Annotated in this window: 15 protein-coding genes; 13 read left to right on the forward strand and 2 right to left on the reverse strand. The window is 68.5% G+C overall.

The features are described 5' to 3' along the window. Positions 1-8: 8 nt before the first annotated feature. The 7 genes from ROZ00_15315 (at position 9) to ROZ00_15345 (ending at position 10,625) form a co-directional block, all read left to right on the forward strand. On the forward strand, positions 9-1,016 hold the full coding sequence (locus tag ROZ00_15315) for an efflux RND transporter periplasmic adaptor subunit (GenBank protein ID MDT3737597.1): 1,008 nt from the start codon (positions 9-11) through the stop codon (positions 1,014-1,016). Then, positions 1,013-4,141 carry an efflux RND transporter permease subunit gene (locus tag ROZ00_15320; protein MDT3737598.1) on the forward strand — a complete coding sequence of 1,043 codons (3,129 nt, stop codon included), beginning with the start codon at positions 1,013-1,015 and terminating at the stop codon, positions 4,139-4,141. Before ROZ00_15315 ends, ROZ00_15320 begins: the two co-directional genes overlap by 4 nt. Next, entirely contained in the window at positions 4,138-5,160 is a 1,023-nt protein-coding gene (locus tag ROZ00_15325; protein ID MDT3737599.1) for an efflux RND transporter periplasmic adaptor subunit, read from the forward strand. The genes ROZ00_15320 and ROZ00_15325 overlap by 4 nt, the downstream gene beginning before the upstream one ends. Next, positions 5,157-8,219 (forward strand): efflux RND transporter permease subunit, encoded by a 3,063-nt coding sequence (locus tag ROZ00_15330; protein MDT3737600.1) that lies wholly within the window; start codon positions 5,157-5,159, stop codon positions 8,217-8,219. The genes ROZ00_15325 and ROZ00_15330 overlap by 4 nt, the downstream gene beginning before the upstream one ends. 72 nt (positions 8,220-8,291) lie before the next feature. Continuing rightward, complete coding sequence (locus ROZ00_15335; GenBank protein MDT3737601.1) at positions 8,292-8,945, forward strand: protein-L-isoaspartate O-methyltransferase; 654 nt, start codon at positions 8,292-8,294, stop codon at positions 8,943-8,945. A 10-nt stretch (positions 8,946-8,955) separates the two neighbouring features. Further along, positions 8,956-9,273 (forward strand): rhodanese-like domain-containing protein, encoded by a 318-nt coding sequence (locus tag ROZ00_15340; GenBank protein ID MDT3737602.1) that lies wholly within the window; start codon positions 8,956-8,958, stop codon positions 9,271-9,273. Between the two features lie 20 nt (positions 9,274-9,293). Continuing rightward, positions 9,294-10,625, forward strand: a complete 1,332-nt coding sequence (locus ROZ00_15345) for a TolC family outer membrane protein (protein ID MDT3737603.1) — start codon at positions 9,294-9,296, stop codon at positions 10,623-10,625. Here the strand turns inward: ROZ00_15345 and waaA are convergent. Together waaA and waaC are read right to left on the reverse strand one after the other, a co-directional pair. Further along, positions 10,603-11,856: a lipid IV(A) 3-deoxy-D-manno-octulosonic acid transferase gene (waaA, locus tag ROZ00_15350; GenBank protein ID MDT3737604.1), complete on the reverse strand. Its 1,254-nt coding sequence runs from the start codon at positions 11,854-11,856 to the stop codon at positions 10,603-10,605. The two genes, ROZ00_15345 and waaA, sit on opposite strands and share 23 nt — an antisense overlap. After that, a complete protein-coding gene (waaC, locus tag ROZ00_15355; GenBank protein MDT3737605.1) occupies positions 11,856-12,809 on the reverse strand; it encodes a lipopolysaccharide heptosyltransferase I in 954 nt (317 codons plus the stop codon). The genes waaA and waaC overlap by 1 nt, the downstream gene beginning before the upstream one ends. Positions 12,810-12,889: 80 nt before the next feature. Here waaC and ROZ00_15360 point away from each other — a divergent pair, with 80 nt between their 5' ends. The 6 genes from ROZ00_15360 to ROZ00_15385 all read left to right on the forward strand — a co-directional run bounded on the left by ROZ00_15360 (position 12,890) and on the right by ROZ00_15385 (position 17,869). Next, positions 12,890-13,897: an NAD-dependent epimerase gene (locus tag ROZ00_15360; GenBank protein ID MDT3737606.1), complete on the forward strand. Its 1,008-nt coding sequence runs from the start codon at positions 12,890-12,892 to the stop codon at positions 13,895-13,897. A 5-nt stretch (positions 13,898-13,902) separates the two neighbouring features. Beyond that, positions 13,903-14,439, forward strand: coding sequence for a hypothetical protein (locus tag ROZ00_15365; protein MDT3737607.1), 537 nt, complete (start codon positions 13,903-13,905; stop codon positions 14,437-14,439). Positions 14,440-14,551: 112 nt separating this feature from the next. Further along, positions 14,552-15,010, forward strand: a complete 459-nt coding sequence (locus tag ROZ00_15370) for a hypothetical protein (protein ID MDT3737608.1) — start codon at positions 14,552-14,554, stop codon at positions 15,008-15,010. Positions 15,011-15,092: 82 nt separating this feature from the next. Then, positions 15,093-15,467 (forward strand): MarR family EPS-associated transcriptional regulator, encoded by a 375-nt coding sequence (locus tag ROZ00_15375; protein MDT3737609.1) that lies wholly within the window; start codon positions 15,093-15,095, stop codon positions 15,465-15,467. Positions 15,468-15,497: 30 nt separating this feature from the next. After that, the gene (locus ROZ00_15380; protein ID MDT3737610.1) at positions 15,498-16,805 is read left to right on the forward strand and encodes a nucleotide sugar dehydrogenase; all 1,308 of its coding nucleotides are present in this window, start codon (positions 15,498-15,500) and stop codon (positions 16,803-16,805) included. A 2-nt stretch (positions 16,806-16,807) separates the two neighbouring features. After that, entirely contained in the window at positions 16,808-17,869 is a 1,062-nt protein-coding gene (locus tag ROZ00_15385) for a Gfo/Idh/MocA family oxidoreductase (GenBank protein ID MDT3737611.1), read from the forward strand. The last annotated feature ends 1 nt before the right edge of the window (position 17,870 follow it).

Raw genomic sequence — 17,870 nt, forward strand, 5'->3', positions numbered from 1 at the left:
GAAAAACCGTGCCCCGCTTCCTCGCCCTCCTCGCCCTGGCCGCCTTGCCGGCACTGGCCCAGCAGCCGCCGCAGCCGGCCGCCGTCACGACGAAGGCCTTCAAGGACGTCGCCCAGCATCCGGCGCGCGAGGCGCCGGCATCGGCGGTGAGCCTCAACGAAAGCCGCCTCTCGGCCGAGGTATCCGCCACGGTGAAGGAGGTGGCGTTCGACGTCGGCCAGGTGGCGCCGAAGGGTGCCGTGCTGATCCGGCTCGACGCGCGTGACCACGAACTGGCGCTGGCCAAGGCCCAGGCGGCGCTGGATTCCTCGCGCGCCCGCGCGCGGCTGGCCGAGCAGCAACTCAACCGCGCGCGCGAACTGGCGAAGCAGAACTTCTACTCCGCCGAGGCGCTCTCGCAGAAGGAAACCGAACTGGCGGTGCACCAGGCCCAGGTCAAGCTCGACCAGGCGCAGGCCGCCCAGGCGCGGCGCAACGTCGAGAAGTGCACCCTGCGCGCACCTTTCCAGGCCATCGTGCGCAGCCGACAGGCCCAGGTCGGCGAACTGGCCGCGCCCGGCGCACCCCTGATGACCCTGTCGGAGGCGACGCGCGTCGAGGTCGCCGCGCAGGTGCCGCCGCGCGACATCGCGTCGCTCAAGGGCGCGGCTGAAGTTCGTTTCGCCGGCTCGGGCGGCGAGTTCAAGGTGAAGCTGCTGCGCGTCTCGCCCGCCATCAGCCGCGAGGCGAGGGTGGTGGACGTCCGTCTCGCCTTTGCCGACCAGCCGGCGGCGCCGGGCGCCGACGGCCGCATCCTCTGGAACGATCCCGTTCCCCATCTGCCGGCCGAGCTGGTGTCGAAGCGCGGCGCCGCCTTCGGCGTCTTCGTGGTGGAGAACAGCGTGGCGCGCTTCATTCCGCTGCCCGGTGCGCAGGAAGGCCGCCCGGTGGCGGCGCCGATGCTGGCCGACAAGCGCATCGTCGCCGACGGCCGCCACGGCCTCGCCGACGGCCAGACGGTGCGCATGCAAAAATGAAGCTGTTCGAAAGCCTGATCCGCAACCACCCGCTGGCGAACATCACCTTCGCCCTGGTGCTGGTGCTGGGCTTCGTCGCCTATGCGGCGATGCCGCGCGAGCGCGATCCGGAGATCAACTTCAACTGGGTTATCGTCACGACGGCGCTGCCCGGCGCCTCCGCCGAGGACGTCGAGAAGCGCGTCACGCAGCCGCTCGAGGACGCCATCAAGGGCGTCTCGGACATCAAGTTCGTCGCCTCGAACAGCCGCGAGGGCATCGCCTCGATGCTGATCCGCTTCAGCGACATCAGCGAGCGCGTCTTCGACAAGCGCGTGAACGATCTGCGCCGCGAGATCCAGAACCGCGCCAACATCGAGCTGCCGGCCGAGGCCAAGGAGCCGCGCATCATCGAGATCACCACCTCGAACGGCTTCCCGACGGCGATGGTGCTGGTGACGGGCAACGCCGACGACGAGTACCTCCGCCTGGCCGCCAAGGGCCTGCGCGACGACATCGAGCGCATGCCCGGCGTCGACCGCGTCTACGCCAACGGCCTCAACGACCCGGAGCTGCGCGTGGAATTCCTGCCGCAGGCGGCGCAGGCGCGCGGCGTCACCGCCGCCGACATCGCCGACGGCGTCGGCGCCTGGTTCCGCGACACTTTCGCCGGCAAGGCGCGCGTCGGCGAGGACGAATGGCTGGTGCGCCTGGTCGGGCAGGAGGTCGATCCGGCCTACCTGGCGCGGCTGACGGTGGCGCCGGCCCTGAATCCGCGCGAGAAGGTGCCGCTCGACGCGCTGGCGACGGCGGCGCGCACGCGCATCAAGCCGGACCGCCTGGCCGCCTCCTCCGGCCGCCCGGCAGTGGTGCTGTCGGTAACCAAGAAGAGCCGCGTCAACACCGTCGAGCTGGTCGAGAGGATCAACCGCCACATCGCCGAGCAGAACCCGGTGCTGGCAAAAACCGGCGTCTCGGCGATGCTGATGGACGACCAGACGGTGGCCACGCGCGAGGCCATCAATGTCATGGAGTCGAATGCCGTCATCGGCCTGCTGGTGGTGATCGGCATCTGCTGGCTGTTCCTCGGCACGCGCGTCTCGCTGCTGGTCGGGCTGGGCATCCCTTTCTCGCTCGCCGGCACCTTCGGCGTGCTGCACGCCATGGGCTACACCCTCAACATCTCGGTGCTGCTCGGCATCGTCATCGCGCTGGGCATGCTGGTGGACGACGCGGTGGTGGTGGTCGAGGCCATCTACTACCGCATCCAGCGCGGGCAGGATTACTTCAACGCGGCGGTCGATGCCCTGCGCGAGGTGATCGCGCCGGTGACCTCATCGGTGGCGACGACCATTTCGGCCTTCCTGCCGCTGATGCTGCTGCCCGGCATCGTCGGCAAGTTCATGTTCATCATCCCCTTCGTCGTCACGCTGGCGCTGGCCATCAGCCTGATCGAGGCCTACTGGATGCTGCCGGCCCACATCTCCGTGCTGCGCCTGAACCTCGACAACCCCTCGCGCATGCAGCGCTGGCGCGCCCGCTTCACGCACACCCTGCGCGTGAAGTACGCCCGCCTGCTGATCCGCGTCATGCGGCGGCCGCGGTTGTGGCTGACGGCTGCCGTTGCCATGCTGCTGGTCGCCGTCGCCGCGCTGGCGACGGGCGTCATCCGCGTGCAGTTCTTCGCCCTCGACCCGCTGCGCATTTTCTACGTGAACGTGGACATGCCGGCCGGCGCGCCGGTGGATGCCACGCTGGCCAAGGTGCAGGCGGTCGAGGCGGGCGTGCGCCGGCACCTCAAGGACGGCGAGGCGCGCGAGCTGGCCTCGGTGGCCGGCATCAAGTTCACCGACACCGAGCCGCTCTACGGCGACGCCTACGGACAGGTCTTCGTCTCCCTCAATCCGCGCACGCCGGATTCGCGCAGCGTGCCCGAGCTGATCGAGGCCATGCGCACCGAGGTGGAGGCGACGCCGGGTCCCGGCAAGGTGACCTTCACCATCCTCTCCGGCGGCCCGCCGCTGACCAAGCCGGTGCGCGTGCGCGCGCGCGGCGACGACCAGCAGGCGCTGCGCGCGGCGGCCGACGCGCTGCTCGCCATCGTGCGCGCCATCCCCGGCGCCAAGGACGTCGCCGACGACGAGGTGCCGGGCCGGCCCGAGATGGTGCTGGCGCTCGATCGCGAGGCGGTGCGCAACGCCGGCCTCAACCCGGCGCAGGTGGCGCGCATCGTGCGCCTGCACGTCGACGGCGAGATCGTCGCGCTGGCGCGCGACAAGGGCGAGAAGGTCGAGGTGCGGGTGCGGGCCAAGCGCGAGGGGACGACCGACATCGCCGCCATCCTGTCCGATCCGGTGGCCCTGCCCGGCGGCGGCAGCACCACGCTCGGCGCCCTGGTGCGCGAGGAGACGCGCACCGGCCCCGGCATCGTCAAGCACTACAACCTGAAGCGCGCCATCACCGTCGAGGCCGATCTCGACAAGACGCAGACCGACACGGTCAAGGCCAACCGCATCATCAACCAGGAGTGGGAAAAGGTGCGGGCGAACCATCCGGGCGTGTCCCTCGACTTCTCCGGCGAGCTGGACGACATCCAGGAGAGCCTCGATGCCATGGCGGTGCTGTTCCTCGTCGGCGTCGGCCTCATCTACATGATCCTGGCCGCCCAGTTCCGCAGCTACTGGCAGCCGCTGCTGATCCTCGTCACCGTGCCGCTGGCCTTCACCGGCGTGGCGCTCGGGCTGATCATTTCGCGCGATCCCCTGTCGCTGTACACCATGTACGGCGTCATCGCCCTGACCGGCATCGCCGTGAATTCGGCCATCGTGCTGATCGCCGCCGCCAACGACCGCCTGCGCGACGGCATGGGCGTGCTGCACGCCGCCGTCTACGCCGCGCGCCGCCGCGTCGTGCCGATCATCATCACCAGCGTCACCACCGTCGGCGGCCTCTTCTCGCTGGCCTTCGGCCTCGGCGGCAAGTCCCTGCTGTGGGGGCCGGTGGCCAGCGCCATCGTCTGGGGCCTCGGCTTCGCCACCGTGCTGACGCTGTTCGTCATTCCGCTGCTCTACTGGCTGTCCATGCGTCCGCGCGCCCCGCGGCAGGGCGGCCTGCTGCGGCGCTTCTCCCTCGGAAGGCAATCATGAGAAATGTGTTTCTGGGCGCGGCCCTCCTCGCCGCCCTGTTCGCCGCCGGCTGCGCGAAGAAGGAGGCGCCGGAACAGCCCCTGCGCACGGTGCGCGTGATGAAGGTGGACGGCGCCGCCGCATCGGGCAGCCTGACTTTTCCCGGCGAGGTGCGCGCCCGCTACGAGAGCCGGCTCGGCTTCCGCCTCGGCGGCAAGCTCGTCGAGCGGCGCGTCGACGTCGGCGCCGCGGTCAGGCGCGGCCAGGTCCTGGCGCGACTTGATGCGCAGGACGCCTCGCTCAATGCGGCGCAGGCCGAGGCGGCGCGCGCACTGGCGGAAGCCGAGGCGAAGCGCTACCGCGACCTGCGCGCGAAGAATTTCGTCAGCCAGGCCGTGCTCGACGCCAAGGAGACGGCGCTGAAGACGGCCGCGGCGCAGGCCGGCGTCGCCCGCAACCAGGCCGGCTACACCACGCTGGCGGCCGACCGCGACGGCGTCGTCACGACGGTCGAGGCCGAGGCCGGCCAGGTGGTGGCTGCCGGCCAGACGGTGCTGCGCGTCGCCGAAGGGAACGAGAAGGAAGTCGTCATCGCCGTGCCGGAGGGCGACGTCGAGAAGGTGCGTGGCGCCGAGGGCTTCGCCGTCGTCCTCAACAGCCTGCCCGGCCGCAGCTGGCAGGGGCGGCTGCGAGAGCTCTCGCCCTCCGCCGATCCCGCCACGCGCACCTTCACGGCGCGCATCGCCGTGGCGGCGGCCGACGAGTCGGTGCGCCTCGGCATGAGCGCCCGCGTCGAGGCAAAAGTCAGTCGCGGCGACACGGCGCTCAGGCTGCCGCTATCCGCCTTCTTCACGCGCAACGACCAGGCCAACGTCTGGGTCGTCGATCCCGCCACGCAGACGGTGGCGCTGACCAGGGTGGAGACCGACGGCGTCGCCGGCAACGAGATGCGCGTCAAGGCAGGCCTGCAGCCGGGCCAGCTGGTGGTCACCGCCGGCGCCAGCCTGCTCGAGCCGGGCCAGAAGGTGCGCCTGCCGTGAATCCCGAAGGCCGCTTCAACCTCACCGCGGCGGCGTTGCGCCACCGCGAGCTGACGTTGTTCTTCATCCTGGTCATCGCCATCTCCGGCTTCGCTTCCTATTTCAAGCTGGGCCAGCGCGAGGACCCGGATTTCACCTTCCGCGCCATGGTGATCCGCACCATGTGGCCGGGCGCCACGGCCGAGCAGGTGGACAAGCAGGTCACCGACCGCATCGAGAAGAAGCTGCAGGAGATCCCCTTCTTCCGCCACACGCGCAGCTACTCCAAGCCGGGCGAGTCGCTCATCATCCTCGAGCTGCACGACACGGCGCGCGGGCCGGCGGTGGCCGACGCCTGGTACCAGGTGCGCAAGAAGATCGGAGACATCCGCCACACCCTGCCGGAGGGCGTCGCCGGCCCGTTCTACAACGACGAGTTCGGCGACGTCTTCGGCTCGATCTATGCCTTCACCGCCGACGGTTTCAGCCATTCCGAGCTGCGCGATTACGTCGAGGCGGCGCGCCAGCGCCTGCTGAAGCTGAAGAACGTCGCCAAGATCGACCTCGTCGGCGTCCAGGACGACCGCATCTTCATCGAGCTGTCGACGCAGAAGCTGGCGGCGCTCGGGCTGGATGCGCAGCAGATCGCCCAGGCCATCGCCGCGCAGAACGCCGTGGTGCCGGCCGGCGCGGTGAACTCGGCGACGCACACCATCCCGCTGCGCGTCACCGGCGAACTGAACTCGGTGGCCGCCGTCGCCGATACCCGTGTGGCGGCGGCCGGGCGCAGCATCCGCATCGGCGACATCGCGCGGGTTTATCGCGACTACGTCGATCCGCCGATCTCGAAGATGTACTACCGCGGCCAGCAGGCCATCGGCCTGGCCGTGTCGATGACCAAGGACGGCGACGTGCTCAAGCTGGGCGAGGACCTGTCCGCCGAGATGGAACGCATCCGCGCCGACCTGCCGATCGGCGTCGAGTTCGCCCAGGTGTCGGACCAGCCGCGCATCGTCAAGACCGCGGTGGGCGATTTCATGCGTGTCTTCCTCGAGGCGCTCGGCATCGTGCTGCTGGTGTCCTTTCTCAGCCTCGGCCTGCGCACCGGCCTGGTGGTGGCGATCACCATCCCCTGGGTGGTGGCGGCGACCTTCCTCGGCATGCGCTACTTCGGCATCGACCTGCACCGCATCTCGACCGGCGCGCTGATCATCGCGCTCGGCCTGCTGGTCGACGACGCCATGATCGCGGTGGAGATGATGTCGAGAAAGATCGAGCAGGGCCTCGGCAAGCTCGCCGCCGCCGCCTTCGCCTGGCGCAGCACCGCCTTCCCGATGCTCACCGGCACGCTGATCACGGCGGCCGGCTTCCTGCCGATCGGCACGGCGAAGTCCGCCACCGGCGAGTACACCTTCGCCATCTTCGCCGTGGTGACGCTGGCGCTGCTGGTCTCCTGGGTGGCCGCCGTCACCGTCACGCCCTTCCTCGGCAACTGGATCCTCAAAGGCCCGCAGCACGAGCACGCCATCGCCGGCCACGACGTCTTCGACACCCCCTTCTACGCGCGGCTGCGCGGCGTGCTCGACTGGTGCCTGGCGAACCGCAAGCTGACCATGCTCGCCACGCTCGGCCTGTTCGTGCTCGGCGTCGCCGGCATGGGCCTCACCGAGAAGCAGTTTTTCCCCAACTCGAACCGCCCCGAGGTGCTGGTCGAGCTGTGGCTGCCGGAAGGCTCGAGCTTCGCCGCCACCGAGAAGGAGGCCAAGCGGCTGGAGGCGGTCATCGCCGAGGACGGCGACGTCGCCTCCTGGGTGACCTATGTCGGCAACGGCTCGCCGCGCTACTTCCTCTCGCTCGACCAGCAATTGTTCCGCAGCAACTTCGCCCAGACGGTGATCCTGAGCAAGGACCTGGAGGGGCGCGAGCGCATCGTCGAGCGCCTGCGGAAAGTCCTCGCCGAGGACTTTCCCGGCATCCGCGCCCGCGCCAACCGCGTCGCACTGGGCCCGCCGGTGTCCTATCCCGTGCAGTTCCGCGTCAGCGGCACCGACATCCCGAAGATCAAGGAGATCGCCGACCGGGTGGCCGCGGCGATGCGCGCCTCGCCCCACACGATGGACGTCAACCACGAATGGGGCCAGCGCGCGCCGATGCTGCGCGTCGACGTCGACCAGGACAAGGCGCGCGCCCTCGGCGTGTCGACCGCGAGCGTCTCGCGCGCCCTGCAGGGCGCCATCAGCGGCGCCACGCTGGCGCAGTTCCGCGAGAACGACCGCCTCATCGACATCGTGCTGCGCGCGCCGGAGGCCGAGCGCGACGCCATGGAGCGGGTGCTGGCCGTGCAGGTGCCGACCGCCTCGGGGCGCTATGTGCCGGTGACCCAGGTGGCGACGGTGCGCGAGGCCTTCGAGGAGCCGATCCTCTGGCGGCGCAGCCGCGAGCTGACCCTGACGGTGCGTGCCGACATCGTCGACGGCGTGCAGGCGCCCGACGTGGCGATGACCATCGACCGGCAGCTGGCCGACCTGCGGGCGCAGCTTCCCGTCGGCTACCGCATCGAGATCGGCGGCTCGCTCGAGGAATCCGGCCGCGCGCAGGAATCCATCAATGCCGGCATGCCGATGATGCTGGCGGTGGTGCTGGCGCTGCTGATGATCCAGCTGCAGAGCTTCGCGCGGACGTTCATGGTGCTGCTGACGGCGCCGCTCGGCCTGATCGGCGTGGCGCTGGCGCTGCTGGTGTTCCGCCAGCCCTTCGGCTTCGTCGCCATGCTCGGCACCATCGCGCTGGGCGGCATGATCATGCGCAACACGGTGATCCTGGTCGACCAGATCGAGCAGGACATCAAGGCCGGCGAGCCGCCCTGGGTGGCGATCCGCGAGGCCACCGTGCGCCGCTTCCGGCCGATCATGCTGACGGCGGCGGCGGCCATGCTGGCGATGATCCCGCTCACGCGCAACGTGCTGTGGGGGCCGATGGCCTTTGCCATCATGGGCGGCCTGCTGGTGGCCACCGTGCTGACCGTGCTGTTCGTGCCGGCACTGTATGCGGCGTGGTTCAGGGTGAAACAGGTGGAATAGGTTAAAATTCAGGCAGTTTGCCGGCGTAGACGGCTTTATTAGAATTTGCTAATATACATCCGGAGCAAGATCATGAATCTGGAACAAGCCCGCTTCAACATGGTCGAGCAGCAGATCCGCACCTGGGAGGTGCTGGACCAGGAAGTGCTTGACCTGCTGATGACCATCAAGCGCGAAGACTTCGTGCCGCCGGCCTGCCTCAAGCTGGCCTACGCGGAAACGGCGATTCCGCTGGGCCACGGCGCGGCCATGCTGTCGCCCGCCCTCGAGGCGAAGCTGCTGCAGGCGCTGCAGCTGCGCAAGTCGGACAAGGTGCTGGAGATCGGCACCGGCTCCGGCTACATGGCGGCCCTGCTGGGCGCGCGCAGCGACCACGTCTACACGGTCGAGATCGAGCCGGAACTGGCGGCCGCGGCGCGCGCGAACCTGGGGCGCCACTGCGCCGACAACGTCACGGTGATCGAGGGCGACGGCGCGCAGGGCTGGCCTTCGCAGGCGCCCTACGACGCCATCGTCCTGTCCGGCTCGGTGGCGGAGATTTCGGACGCGCTGCTGGCGCAGCTCAAGGTCGGCGGCCGCCTGCTGGCCGTGGTGGGCGAGGCGCCGCTGATGCAGGCGCGGCTGGTCACCTGCGTGGCCGAGGGGAAATTCCAGGGCGTGAACCTGTTCGAGACCAGCATTCCGCGCCTGCGCAACGTGCCGGAGCGGGGAAAATTCGTTTTCTGAGGAACTGGAAATGGTGCAAATCACAGCAGTCGAACTGAGCGAGTGGCTGAAGGACGCGGGACGTCCCGATCCGCTGCTGCTCGACGTGCGCGAGCCCGACGAGTTCGCCGCCTACCGCATCGAGGGCTCGACCTTGATTCCGATGCGCACCATCCCGGCGCGCCTGCACGAACTCGACCGCCGCGCCGACGTCGTGATGATCTGCCGTTCCGGCGCGCGCAGCTACCATGCCGGGATGTTCCTCAAGCAGAACGGCTTCGAGCGCGTCTACAACCTGGCCGGCGGCGTCATCGCCTGGTCGCGCGACGTCGAACCTGCCGCCGCCTGATGGCCCTGGAGGCCCGCCCCATGAAAAAGACACTTTTCCTGTTTTCCCTTGCGCTCGCCGGCGCGCCCGCCTTCGGCGCCGACCTGCTGCAGGTCTATCGCGACGCCCTCGATTACGACGCGCAGTTCGCCTCGGCGAAGGCGGCGCGCGACGCCGGACAGGAAAAGCTGCCGCAAGGCCGCGCCGGCCTGCTGCCGGTAATCTCGGCCTCGGCCAGCACGACCTGGAACGACATCGACTTCCAGCGCCGCATGCCGGGCGCCGGCACGGTCGACACCCGCTACAACAGCAACGGCTACCAGCTTACCCTGACCCAGCCGATCTTCCGCTGGCAGAACATCGAGCAGTACCGCCAGGGCAAGCTGGCCGTGGCCGTGGCCGACGCACAGTTCGTCCAGGCCCGGCAGGACCTCATCCTGCGCGTTTCCCAGGCCTACTTCGACGTGCTGCTGGCCCAGGACAGCCTGGACCTGGCGCAGGCGCAGAAAAAGGCCATCTCCGAGCAGCTCGAGGCAGCCAAACGCAACTTCGAGGTCGGCACCGCCACCATCACCGACACGCACGAAGCCCAGGCGCGCTTCGACCTCGCCACGGCGCAGGAACTGGCCGCGCAGAACGATCTGGAGATCAAGCGCCAGGCCCTGCGCCAGGTGATCGGCAAGGTGCACGAAGTGCTGGCGCCCTTGCGCAGCCAGGTGCAGCTACAGAGGCCGCAGCCCGACGACATGGGCAAGTGGGTCGAGGCCGCCGAGGCCGGCAGCCCGCTGGTGCAGGCGCAGGAGGCGGCGCTGGAGATCGCCGACAAGGAAATCAACAAGCAGCGCGCCGGTCACCTGCCGACGCTGGACCTGGTCGCCACGCGCGGCCGCAGTTCCGCCACCGGCTCGCTGACAGCCGGCATCACCGGCCCAGGCTACGACACACACACGTCCACAGTCGGCCTGCAGCTCAACCTGCCGATCTTCGCCGGCGGTGCCGTGATGTCGAAGGACCGCGAGGCGGTCGCCCTGCGCGAGAAGGCGCGTGCCGACCTCGACAACACCCGGCGCAGCGCCGCCCTCGGCGCGCGCCAGGCCTACCTCGGCGTCACCAACGGCATGGCCCAGGTCAGGGCCTTCGAGCAGGCGCTGGTGTCCAGCCAGTCGGCCCTCGAATCGAACAAGCTGGGTTACGAAGTCGGCGTGCGCATCAACATCGACGTGCTGAACGCCCAGCAGCAGCTCTACTCCACCCGCCGGGATCTCGCCAAGGCGCGCTACGACACGCTGTTGGCGCAGCTGCGCCTGAAAGCCGCCGCCGGCAGCCTGGGCGAAGAGGACGTCCAGGCGATCAACGCATTGCTCGAGAAATAAACTCGAGCGTTTTCGCCGTCGCGCCGCGGTGGCGCGCGGCGAATTCCCTGCCCGCTTCCCCCATGCGCCGGCGCGCGTCCTCGTCGCGCAGCAGTTCGTTCGCAGTTTCCAGAAGCTCCCCCGCCGTGCCGATCCGCCTTGCCGCGCCGCAGGCGAGCGCCTGCTCGGCCGCGTGGGTGAAGTTGTAGGTCGAGCGCCCGATCAGCACCGGCCGGCCGACGGCGCAGGCCTCGATCAGGTTCTGGCTGCCGTAGTCGAGCAGGCTGCCGCCGACGAAGGCGACGTCGCAGGCGGCGTAGTAGGCGAACAGCTCGCCCATGCTGTCGCCGATCAGCACCTGCGTTCGCGCCGCGACCGGGGCGTTCTCGCTGCGGCGCTGCACGGCGAAGCCGGCCCTGGCGGCAAGCGCGGCGACCTCGTCGAAGCGCTGCGGATGGCGCGGCACGATGACCAGCAGTGCCTCGCCGAGCGGATGCTGCGCCAGCGCCGCGAACAGGAGCGCTTCCTCGCCCTCGCGGGTGCTGGCGGCGAGCAGCACCGGGCGCGCGCCCATCCCCTGGCGCAGCGCCTCGCCCTGCGCCAGCTGCTCCGGCGGCGGCAACAGATCGAACTTGACGTTGCCGAGCACCTCGACCTGCGGCGCACCCAAGGCGCGCAGGCGGGCGGCGTCCGCCTCCGACTGCGCGGCGAGGGCGGCGAGACCCTCCAGCGCACCGCGCGTCAGGTTCGGAAAGCGCGCATAGCGGCGCGCCGATTTCTCCGAGAGGCGGGCATTCGCCAGCAGCAGGGGGATGCCCATGTCCCGGCACACGGCCACCAGGTTCGGCCAGAGTTCGGTCTCCATGACGACGCCGATGGCCGGCCGGAAATGCCGCAGGAAGCGCCGCACGGCGCACGGATAGTCGTAGGGCAGGTAGGCGCGCCCGACGCCGTCGCCGAACAGTTCCTCGGAAGTGCGGCGGCCGGTCGGCGTCATGTGCGTGAGCAGGATGCGATGGCCGGGGTAGCGCGCCTTGAGCGCCGCCACGACCGGCGCAGCGGCGCGCGTCTCCCCGACCGAGACCGCATGCAGCCATATGACCCCTTCTCCCCGCGGGGAGAAGGGGTAGCGCCCAAAACGCTCGCCGACATGCTGCAGATACTCCGGCTGCTTCCGGCTGCGCAGCCAGAGGTGCAGCCACACGTAGGGCAGCAAAACGAGCAGCGCCAGGTTGTAGAGAAAGCGTGCCATCACAGCCGCCCCGTCACCGCTTCGATGACCTGTGCGGCCGTCGGCGGCGCACCGGCGCCGCCGAGGTTGATCGCCGTCTCGCCGGCATAGACACCGGTCAGTTCCGGGCGCGAGCCGGCGAACAGGCAGAAAGTCAGTCTCCCCAGGGCGGCGGCGATGTGGCTGAGGCCGGTGTCCACGCCGACGACGAGGCGCGCGCCGGCCAGCAGCTGCGCCAGTTCGGCGATGCCCATCGGCGGCGCGGCGAGCGCCTGCGCCATGCCGCCGGCCAGCCGCGTGGCGCGGCCGCGCTCCTCGGCGCTGCCGCCGGGCAGCACGCAGGCGAGGCCGCGCGCATTCAGCGCCGCGGCAAGGGTGAGCCAGTCGGCCTCCGGCCACATCTTGTCGGCGCGGCTGCTGGCGGTGAGCAGCACGCAGTAAGGCTGCGCCGGCAGCCAGGGTGCGGCGAGCGGCGCGGCGGCGATGCCGTAGTCGAGCGGCAGGGTCAATTCGTAGCCGAGCGCGGCGGCAGCCAGCCAGCGGTTGCGTTCCACGGCGTGCAGGTTCTTCGGGATGACGTAGGTGGCGTCGTAGAAGCGCGCCGCCAGGGGTTCGCGCGCCGCCTCGGCGGCATAGCCGGCGCGCTGGCCCGGCGCCTGGCGGGCGAGGAGGGCGCTCTTGACGAGCCCCTGCGTATCCAGCACCAAGTCGTATTGCTCCGCCCGTACCGCGTCACGGTAGGCACGCAGCTCGCGCCAGGTGGCGGCCGACAGCAGCGCGCGTCGCCAGCGCCGTACCGCCACCGGAATCACCTTGCTCACGGCCGGATGCAGGCGCGGGATGTCGGCGAAGCTCTCCTCCACCACCCAGTCGATGCGCGCCTGCGGAAAGCGCGCGCGAATGTCGCTCGCCACCGGAAGGTTGTGCACGACGTCGCCGAGGGAAGAGGTTTTGACGAGGAGGATCGAGCGCATGCGGGGCGCCTGGGGCTTGTCGTTTAGAATGTGCGCCTGAAAACGGAATTATAAGCCATGCCTTCCCGGGAACCCGACGCATGAAAGTCCTCATCACCGGCGCCGCCGGCTTTATCGGCATGCACGTCGCCCTGCGCCTGCTGGCGCGCGGCGACGAGGTCGTCGGCATCGACAACCTGAACGACTACTACGACGTCCGCCTGAAGGAGGCACGCCTCGCGCAACTGGCCGGCCTGCCCAGTTTCCGCTTCGTCCGGCTCGACATCGCCGACACCGCCGGCGTCGCCGCCCTCTTCGCGCAGGAGCGCTTCGACGGCGTCATCAACCTCGCCGCGCAGGCCGGCGTGCGCTATTCGCTGCAGAATCCGCACGCCTACGCCCAGTCCAACCTGGTCGGCTTCGTGAACCTGCTCGAGGGCTGCCGCCACGGCAAGGTGAAGCACTTCGTCTACGCCAGCAGCTCCAGCGTGTACGGCGGCAACACGAAAATGCCGTTCTCCGAGCACGACAGCGTCGACCACCCGGTCAGCCTCTACGCCGCCACCAAGAAGTCGAACGAGCTGATGGCGCACACCTACAGCCATCTTTTCGGCCTGCCGACCACCGGCCTGCGCTTCTTCACGGTCTACGGCCCGTGGGGGCGGCCGGACATGTCGTATTCCCTGTTTGCCGACGCCATCCTCGCCGGGCGCCCGATCGACGTCTTCAACCACGGGAAAATGCAGCGCGACTTCACCTATATCGACGACATCGCCGAGGGCGTGGTGCGCGTGCTCGACCGGCCGGCCCAGCCCAACCCGACCTTCGACAAGGAGCGCCCCGATGCCGCCAGCAGCTGGGCGCCGTATCGCGTCTTCAATATCGGCAATCACGAGCCGGTGGAGTTGATGAACTACATCGCGTCGCTGGAAAAGGCGCTTGGGCGCAATGCAGAGAAGAACTTCCTGCCCATGCAGGACGGCGACGTGCCGGCGACCTACGCAGACACCGCCGAACTGCGCGCCGCCACCGGCTTCGATCCCGCGACGCCGGTGGAGGAGGGCGTGCGGCGGTTTGTCGAGTGGTATCGGAGCTATTACAAGGTGTAGCCGGAATGAGGTCGGCGCTGATCCTGCTGTTCGTCATCGGCCTGCTTGGTTGCGCACCCAACGCAGCCGTCTACTATCTGCCCTCGGTGGAAGGCGGCCGCGTCATCGCCGGCCGCTGCGTTCCGCTCCCGTCGCGCGTCGAGTTTACGGTGGACAATGTCCGCATCTCGGCCCATGTTAGCGCCGTGCGGGGGCGGCAATTCGTTTCCCTGTCGCTCTATCCGTTTCCGACGCAAACCGTGCGCTTCCTGTCCGAGCGCTTCGAGCTCCGCGACAGCGTACAGGGCAGGCCGATTCCCGTCGTTTCGCTGGAGGTTTTCCGTCACGACAGGGAAAAGGCCCTGACCGAGCCCTATCCCCGGGGCAATGCCGCACCGACGGCGAGCCCTTATTTCAACGTGCTCATTTACATGGACGACACCTCCGCCGAGGTTTTCGAGTTGCGCAGCCCGCCTATCGCGGTGGATGGCGTGGAGAGATTCATTCCCGCCATTCGGTTCAAGCGCGAAACCTGGGTGGGCGTGAGCCCCCTCAACTGCTGACGACCAGCCTTCCTTTCCTCATATGCGAACCCCACTGTTTTTGTCGATGCTTTTCCTTGCGGGCACCGCCCTTGCCCAAGCTCCCGCCCCTGCTGCGGAGCGGCAGGCCAGGATGGCGAACGAACTGTTCATGGAGTCTTGCTTCAATCTGCGGGGCGACGAGAAGGCGCTGGGTGAATGGGTGCGTGCCAAGGGTTATGGCCGCACGGCGCCCGATTTCACGAAGGCCATCCTCCAGGGGCCCGGCGAGGTATGGTCGGCGGCGAACGATCTGGGAGACTTCCTCATTTTGCTGGCACCCGGCGGCAATTGCGAGGTCTGGGCCCGCCGCGCGGATGCCAGGCTGGCCGCCGAGCTGTTCGAAAAGGCGCTGAAGGAAGCGCGGGCGCCGGATCACAGCCTCGAGCCCGAAGCGGAGCGGGAGATCGTATCCTCGGGCATCAAATACCGGCAGGGCGCCTACTTCATGAAACAGAACGGCAGCCGGGGCGGCTGGCTGTTCATCTCGATCACCACCGAATCCGAAAAGGCGAGCGCCCAGGTTCGCCTGTCCGCCGACCGGGCGAAATAGGGCGGCCGCCTACGGGCGGGTGCTTGTCCGACCCATGATGCTGTGCTAAAGTGCAGCCCGTTCAACTGTTGAACGGATAGCCGTGACCCCCCGCGAAACCGCCCATTACCGCGTCCTGCGTCTCATCGAGGAGCAGCCTGAGATTAGCCAGCGGGAGCTCTCCCGCGTTTTGGGGGTAAGCCTCGGCAAGACCCACTACCTGCTCAAGGCCCTGCTTGACAAGGGCCTGGTCAAGGCCAACAACTTCCGCCGCAGCGACAACAAGCTGGCCTACGCTTACCTGCTGACGCCCAGCGGCATCGCCGCCAAGCTGGACCTGACGCGGCGATTTCTGCGACTCAAGGAAGTCGAATACCAGGCCGCGCGCGAGGAAATCGAGCGGCTGCGCCAGGAGCTCGACGCAGCCGTACCGCCGGATGTCTCCGCAGGTCGGGCTTCAGCCCGACAACCTGAATGATAAAATTCCACCTTTTTCGGTTATGCCAACATGATTCTGGACGACTTTCTCGGCAAGATTGAAAACCGCAGCGCGACCATCGGCATCGTTGGCCTGGGCTATGTCGGGCTGCCCCTTATGCTGCGCTACTCGGAAGTCGGCTTCCGCGTGCTCGGCATCGATATCGACGGCGAGAAAGTGTCCCGCCTCAACAAGGGCGAGAGCTACATCGAGCATATCTCCGGCGCCGCCATCGCTGCTGCCCGCAGCAAGGGCTTCGAGGCCACCACCGATTTCTCGCGCAGTGCCGAGGCCGACGCCCTGATCATCTGCGTGCCGACGCCGCTCAACCGCTACCGCGAGCCGGACCTCAGCTTCGTCCTCGATACGATGGACTCGCTTACGCCGCATCTGCGCCGCGGCCAGATCGTCTCCCTCGAGAGCACCACCTATCCCGGCACCACCGACGAGGAGCTCAAGCCCCGCATCGAGTCGCGCGGCTTCAAGGTGGGCGAAGACGTCTTCCTGGTGTTTTCCCCGGAACGGGAAGATCCCGCCAACCCCGACTTCGTCACCCGGACGATCCCGAAAGTCTGTGGCGGCACCACGCCGGCCTGCCAGAAGGCCGGCATGGCCCTCTATGGCGTGGCGGTCGACCGCGTCGTGCCGGTCAGCTCGACCCGCGCCGCCGAGATGACCAAGCTGCTCGAGAACATCCACCGCGCCGTGAACATCGGCCTGGTCAACGAGATGAAGATCATCGCCGACCGCATGGGCATCGACATCCACGAGGTCATCCGTGCCGCGGCGACCAAGCCGTTCGGCTTCGTACCCTACTATCCCGGCCCCGGCCTCGGCGGCCACTGCATCCCCATCGATCCCTTCTACCTCACCTGGAAGGCGCGCGAATATGGCCTGCACACCCGCTTCATCGAGCTGGCCGGCGAGATCAACAGCACCATGCCGCAGTGGGTGGTGGGCAAGATCACCGAGGCCCTCAACGAGCGCGCCCGCGCCATCCGCGGCAGCCGCGTACTGGTGCTCGGCATCGCCTACAAGAAGAACGTCGACGACATGCGCGAATCCCCCTCGGTCGAGCTCATGGAACTGCTGGTCAAGAAAGGCGCCGTCGTCGAGTATTCCGACCCGCACGTCCCCGTCTTCCCGAAGATGCGCCAGCACCACTTCGACCTGAAGAGCGTGCCGCTGACGCCCGAGAGCATCGCCGGCTACGACTTCGTCGTGCTCGCCACCAACCACGACGCCTTCGACTACGAGCTGATCGCCAGGCACGCGAAGCTCATCGTCGACACGCGCGGCGTCTATCTCCAACCCGCCGCCAACGTCGTCAAGGCCTGATCATGCGCCACTATCCCGCCCCCATTCTTGACCGCAAACTCCGTTTCGCCCTGGTCGGCTGCGGCCGGATCGCGAAGAACCACTTCGGCGCCATCGAGCAGCACAAGGACCGCGTCGAACTCGTCGGGGTTTGCGACGTCGATCCGGCAGCCCTGGAAAAGGCCGCCTCCGCGACGGGCGCCAAGCCGTACGCCAGCCTCGACGCCCTGCTGGCCGACAGCAACGCCGACGCCGTCGTGCTGACCACGCCGAGCGGACTGCACCCCGAGCAGGCCATCAAGGCGGCCGAGGCCGGCCGCCACGTGCTGACGGAAAAACCCATGGCCACGCGCTGGCACGACGGCCAACGCATGGTCGCCGCCTGCGACCAGGCCGGCGTGCGGCTGTTCGTCGTCAAGCAGAACCGGCGCAACGCCACCCTGCAGCTGCTCAAGCGCGCCGTCGAGAAGCAGCGCTTCGGCCGCATCTACATGGTGAACATCAACGTCTTCTGGACGCGGCCGCAGGAATACTACGACAGCGCGAAATGGCGCGGCACCTGGGAATTCGACGGCGGCGCCTTCATGAACCAGGCCAGCCACTACGTCGACCTGCTCGACTGGCTGATCGGCCCCATCGAAAGCCTGCAGGCCTACACCGCCACCCTTGCCCGCAACATCGAGGTGGAGGATTCCGGCGTGATGAACATCCGCTGGCGCTCCGGCGCCCTCGGCTCGATGAACGTGACCATGCTCACCTATCCGAAGAACCTGGAAGGCAGCATCACCATCATCGGCGAGAAGGGCACCGTCCGCGTCGGCGGCGTCGCCGTGAACGAGATCCAGCACTGGGAGTTCGCGGAGCCCGACGCCGACGACGAGAAGGTCAAGTCGGCCAGCTACGAAACGACCTCGGTCTACGGCTTCGGCCATCCGCTCTACTACGACAACGTGATCAAGGTGCTGCGCGGCGAAGCCGAACCGGAAACGGACGGCCGCGAAGGTCTCAAGTCGCTGGAAACCCTGATCGCCTGCTATCTCTCCGCCCGTGACGGAAAGCGGATCTCGCTGCCGCTGGATTATTGAG

Origin of the sequence: Denitratisoma sp. (assembly GCA_032027165.1) — a bacterium.
Classification (GTDB): Bacteria; Pseudomonadota; Gammaproteobacteria; order Burkholderiales; family Rhodocyclaceae; genus Desulfobacillus.

Excerpts from the sequence above, each read along its gene's own strand:
- ROZ00_15320 (MDT3737598.1), top strand. The coding sequence starts at position 1,013 with ATGAAGCTGTTCGAAAGCCTGATCCGCAACCACCCGCTGGCGAACATC.
- ROZ00_15325 (MDT3737599.1), top strand. The coding sequence starts at position 4,138 with ATGAGAAATGTGTTTCTGGGCGCGGCCCTCCTCGCCGCCCTGTTCGCC.
- ROZ00_15335 (MDT3737601.1), top strand. The coding sequence starts at position 8,292 with ATGAATCTGGAACAAGCCCGCTTCAACATGGTCGAGCAGCAGATCCGC.
- ROZ00_15340 (MDT3737602.1), top strand. The coding sequence starts at position 8,956 with ATGGTGCAAATCACAGCAGTCGAACTGAGCGAGTGGCTGAAGGACGCG.
- ROZ00_15345 (MDT3737603.1), top strand. The coding sequence starts at position 9,294 with ATGAAAAAGACACTTTTCCTGTTTTCCCTTGCGCTCGCCGGCGCGCCC.
- waaA (MDT3737604.1), bottom strand. The coding sequence starts at position 11,856 with ATGGCACGCTTTCTCTACAACCTGGCGCTGCTCGTTTTGCTGCCCTAC.
- waaC (MDT3737605.1), bottom strand. The coding sequence starts at position 12,809 with ATGCGCTCGATCCTCCTCGTCAAAACCTCTTCCCTCGGCGACGTCGTG.
- ROZ00_15360 (MDT3737606.1), top strand. The coding sequence starts at position 12,890 with ATGAAAGTCCTCATCACCGGCGCCGCCGGCTTTATCGGCATGCACGTC.
- ROZ00_15365 (MDT3737607.1), top strand. The coding sequence starts at position 13,903 with ATGAGGTCGGCGCTGATCCTGCTGTTCGTCATCGGCCTGCTTGGTTGC.
- ROZ00_15370 (MDT3737608.1), top strand. The coding sequence starts at position 14,552 with ATGGCGAACGAACTGTTCATGGAGTCTTGCTTCAATCTGCGGGGCGAC.
- ROZ00_15380 (MDT3737610.1), top strand. The coding sequence starts at position 15,498 with ATGATTCTGGACGACTTTCTCGGCAAGATTGAAAACCGCAGCGCGACC.
- ROZ00_15385 (MDT3737611.1), top strand. The coding sequence starts at position 16,808 with ATGCGCCACTATCCCGCCCCCATTCTTGACCGCAAACTCCGTTTCGCC.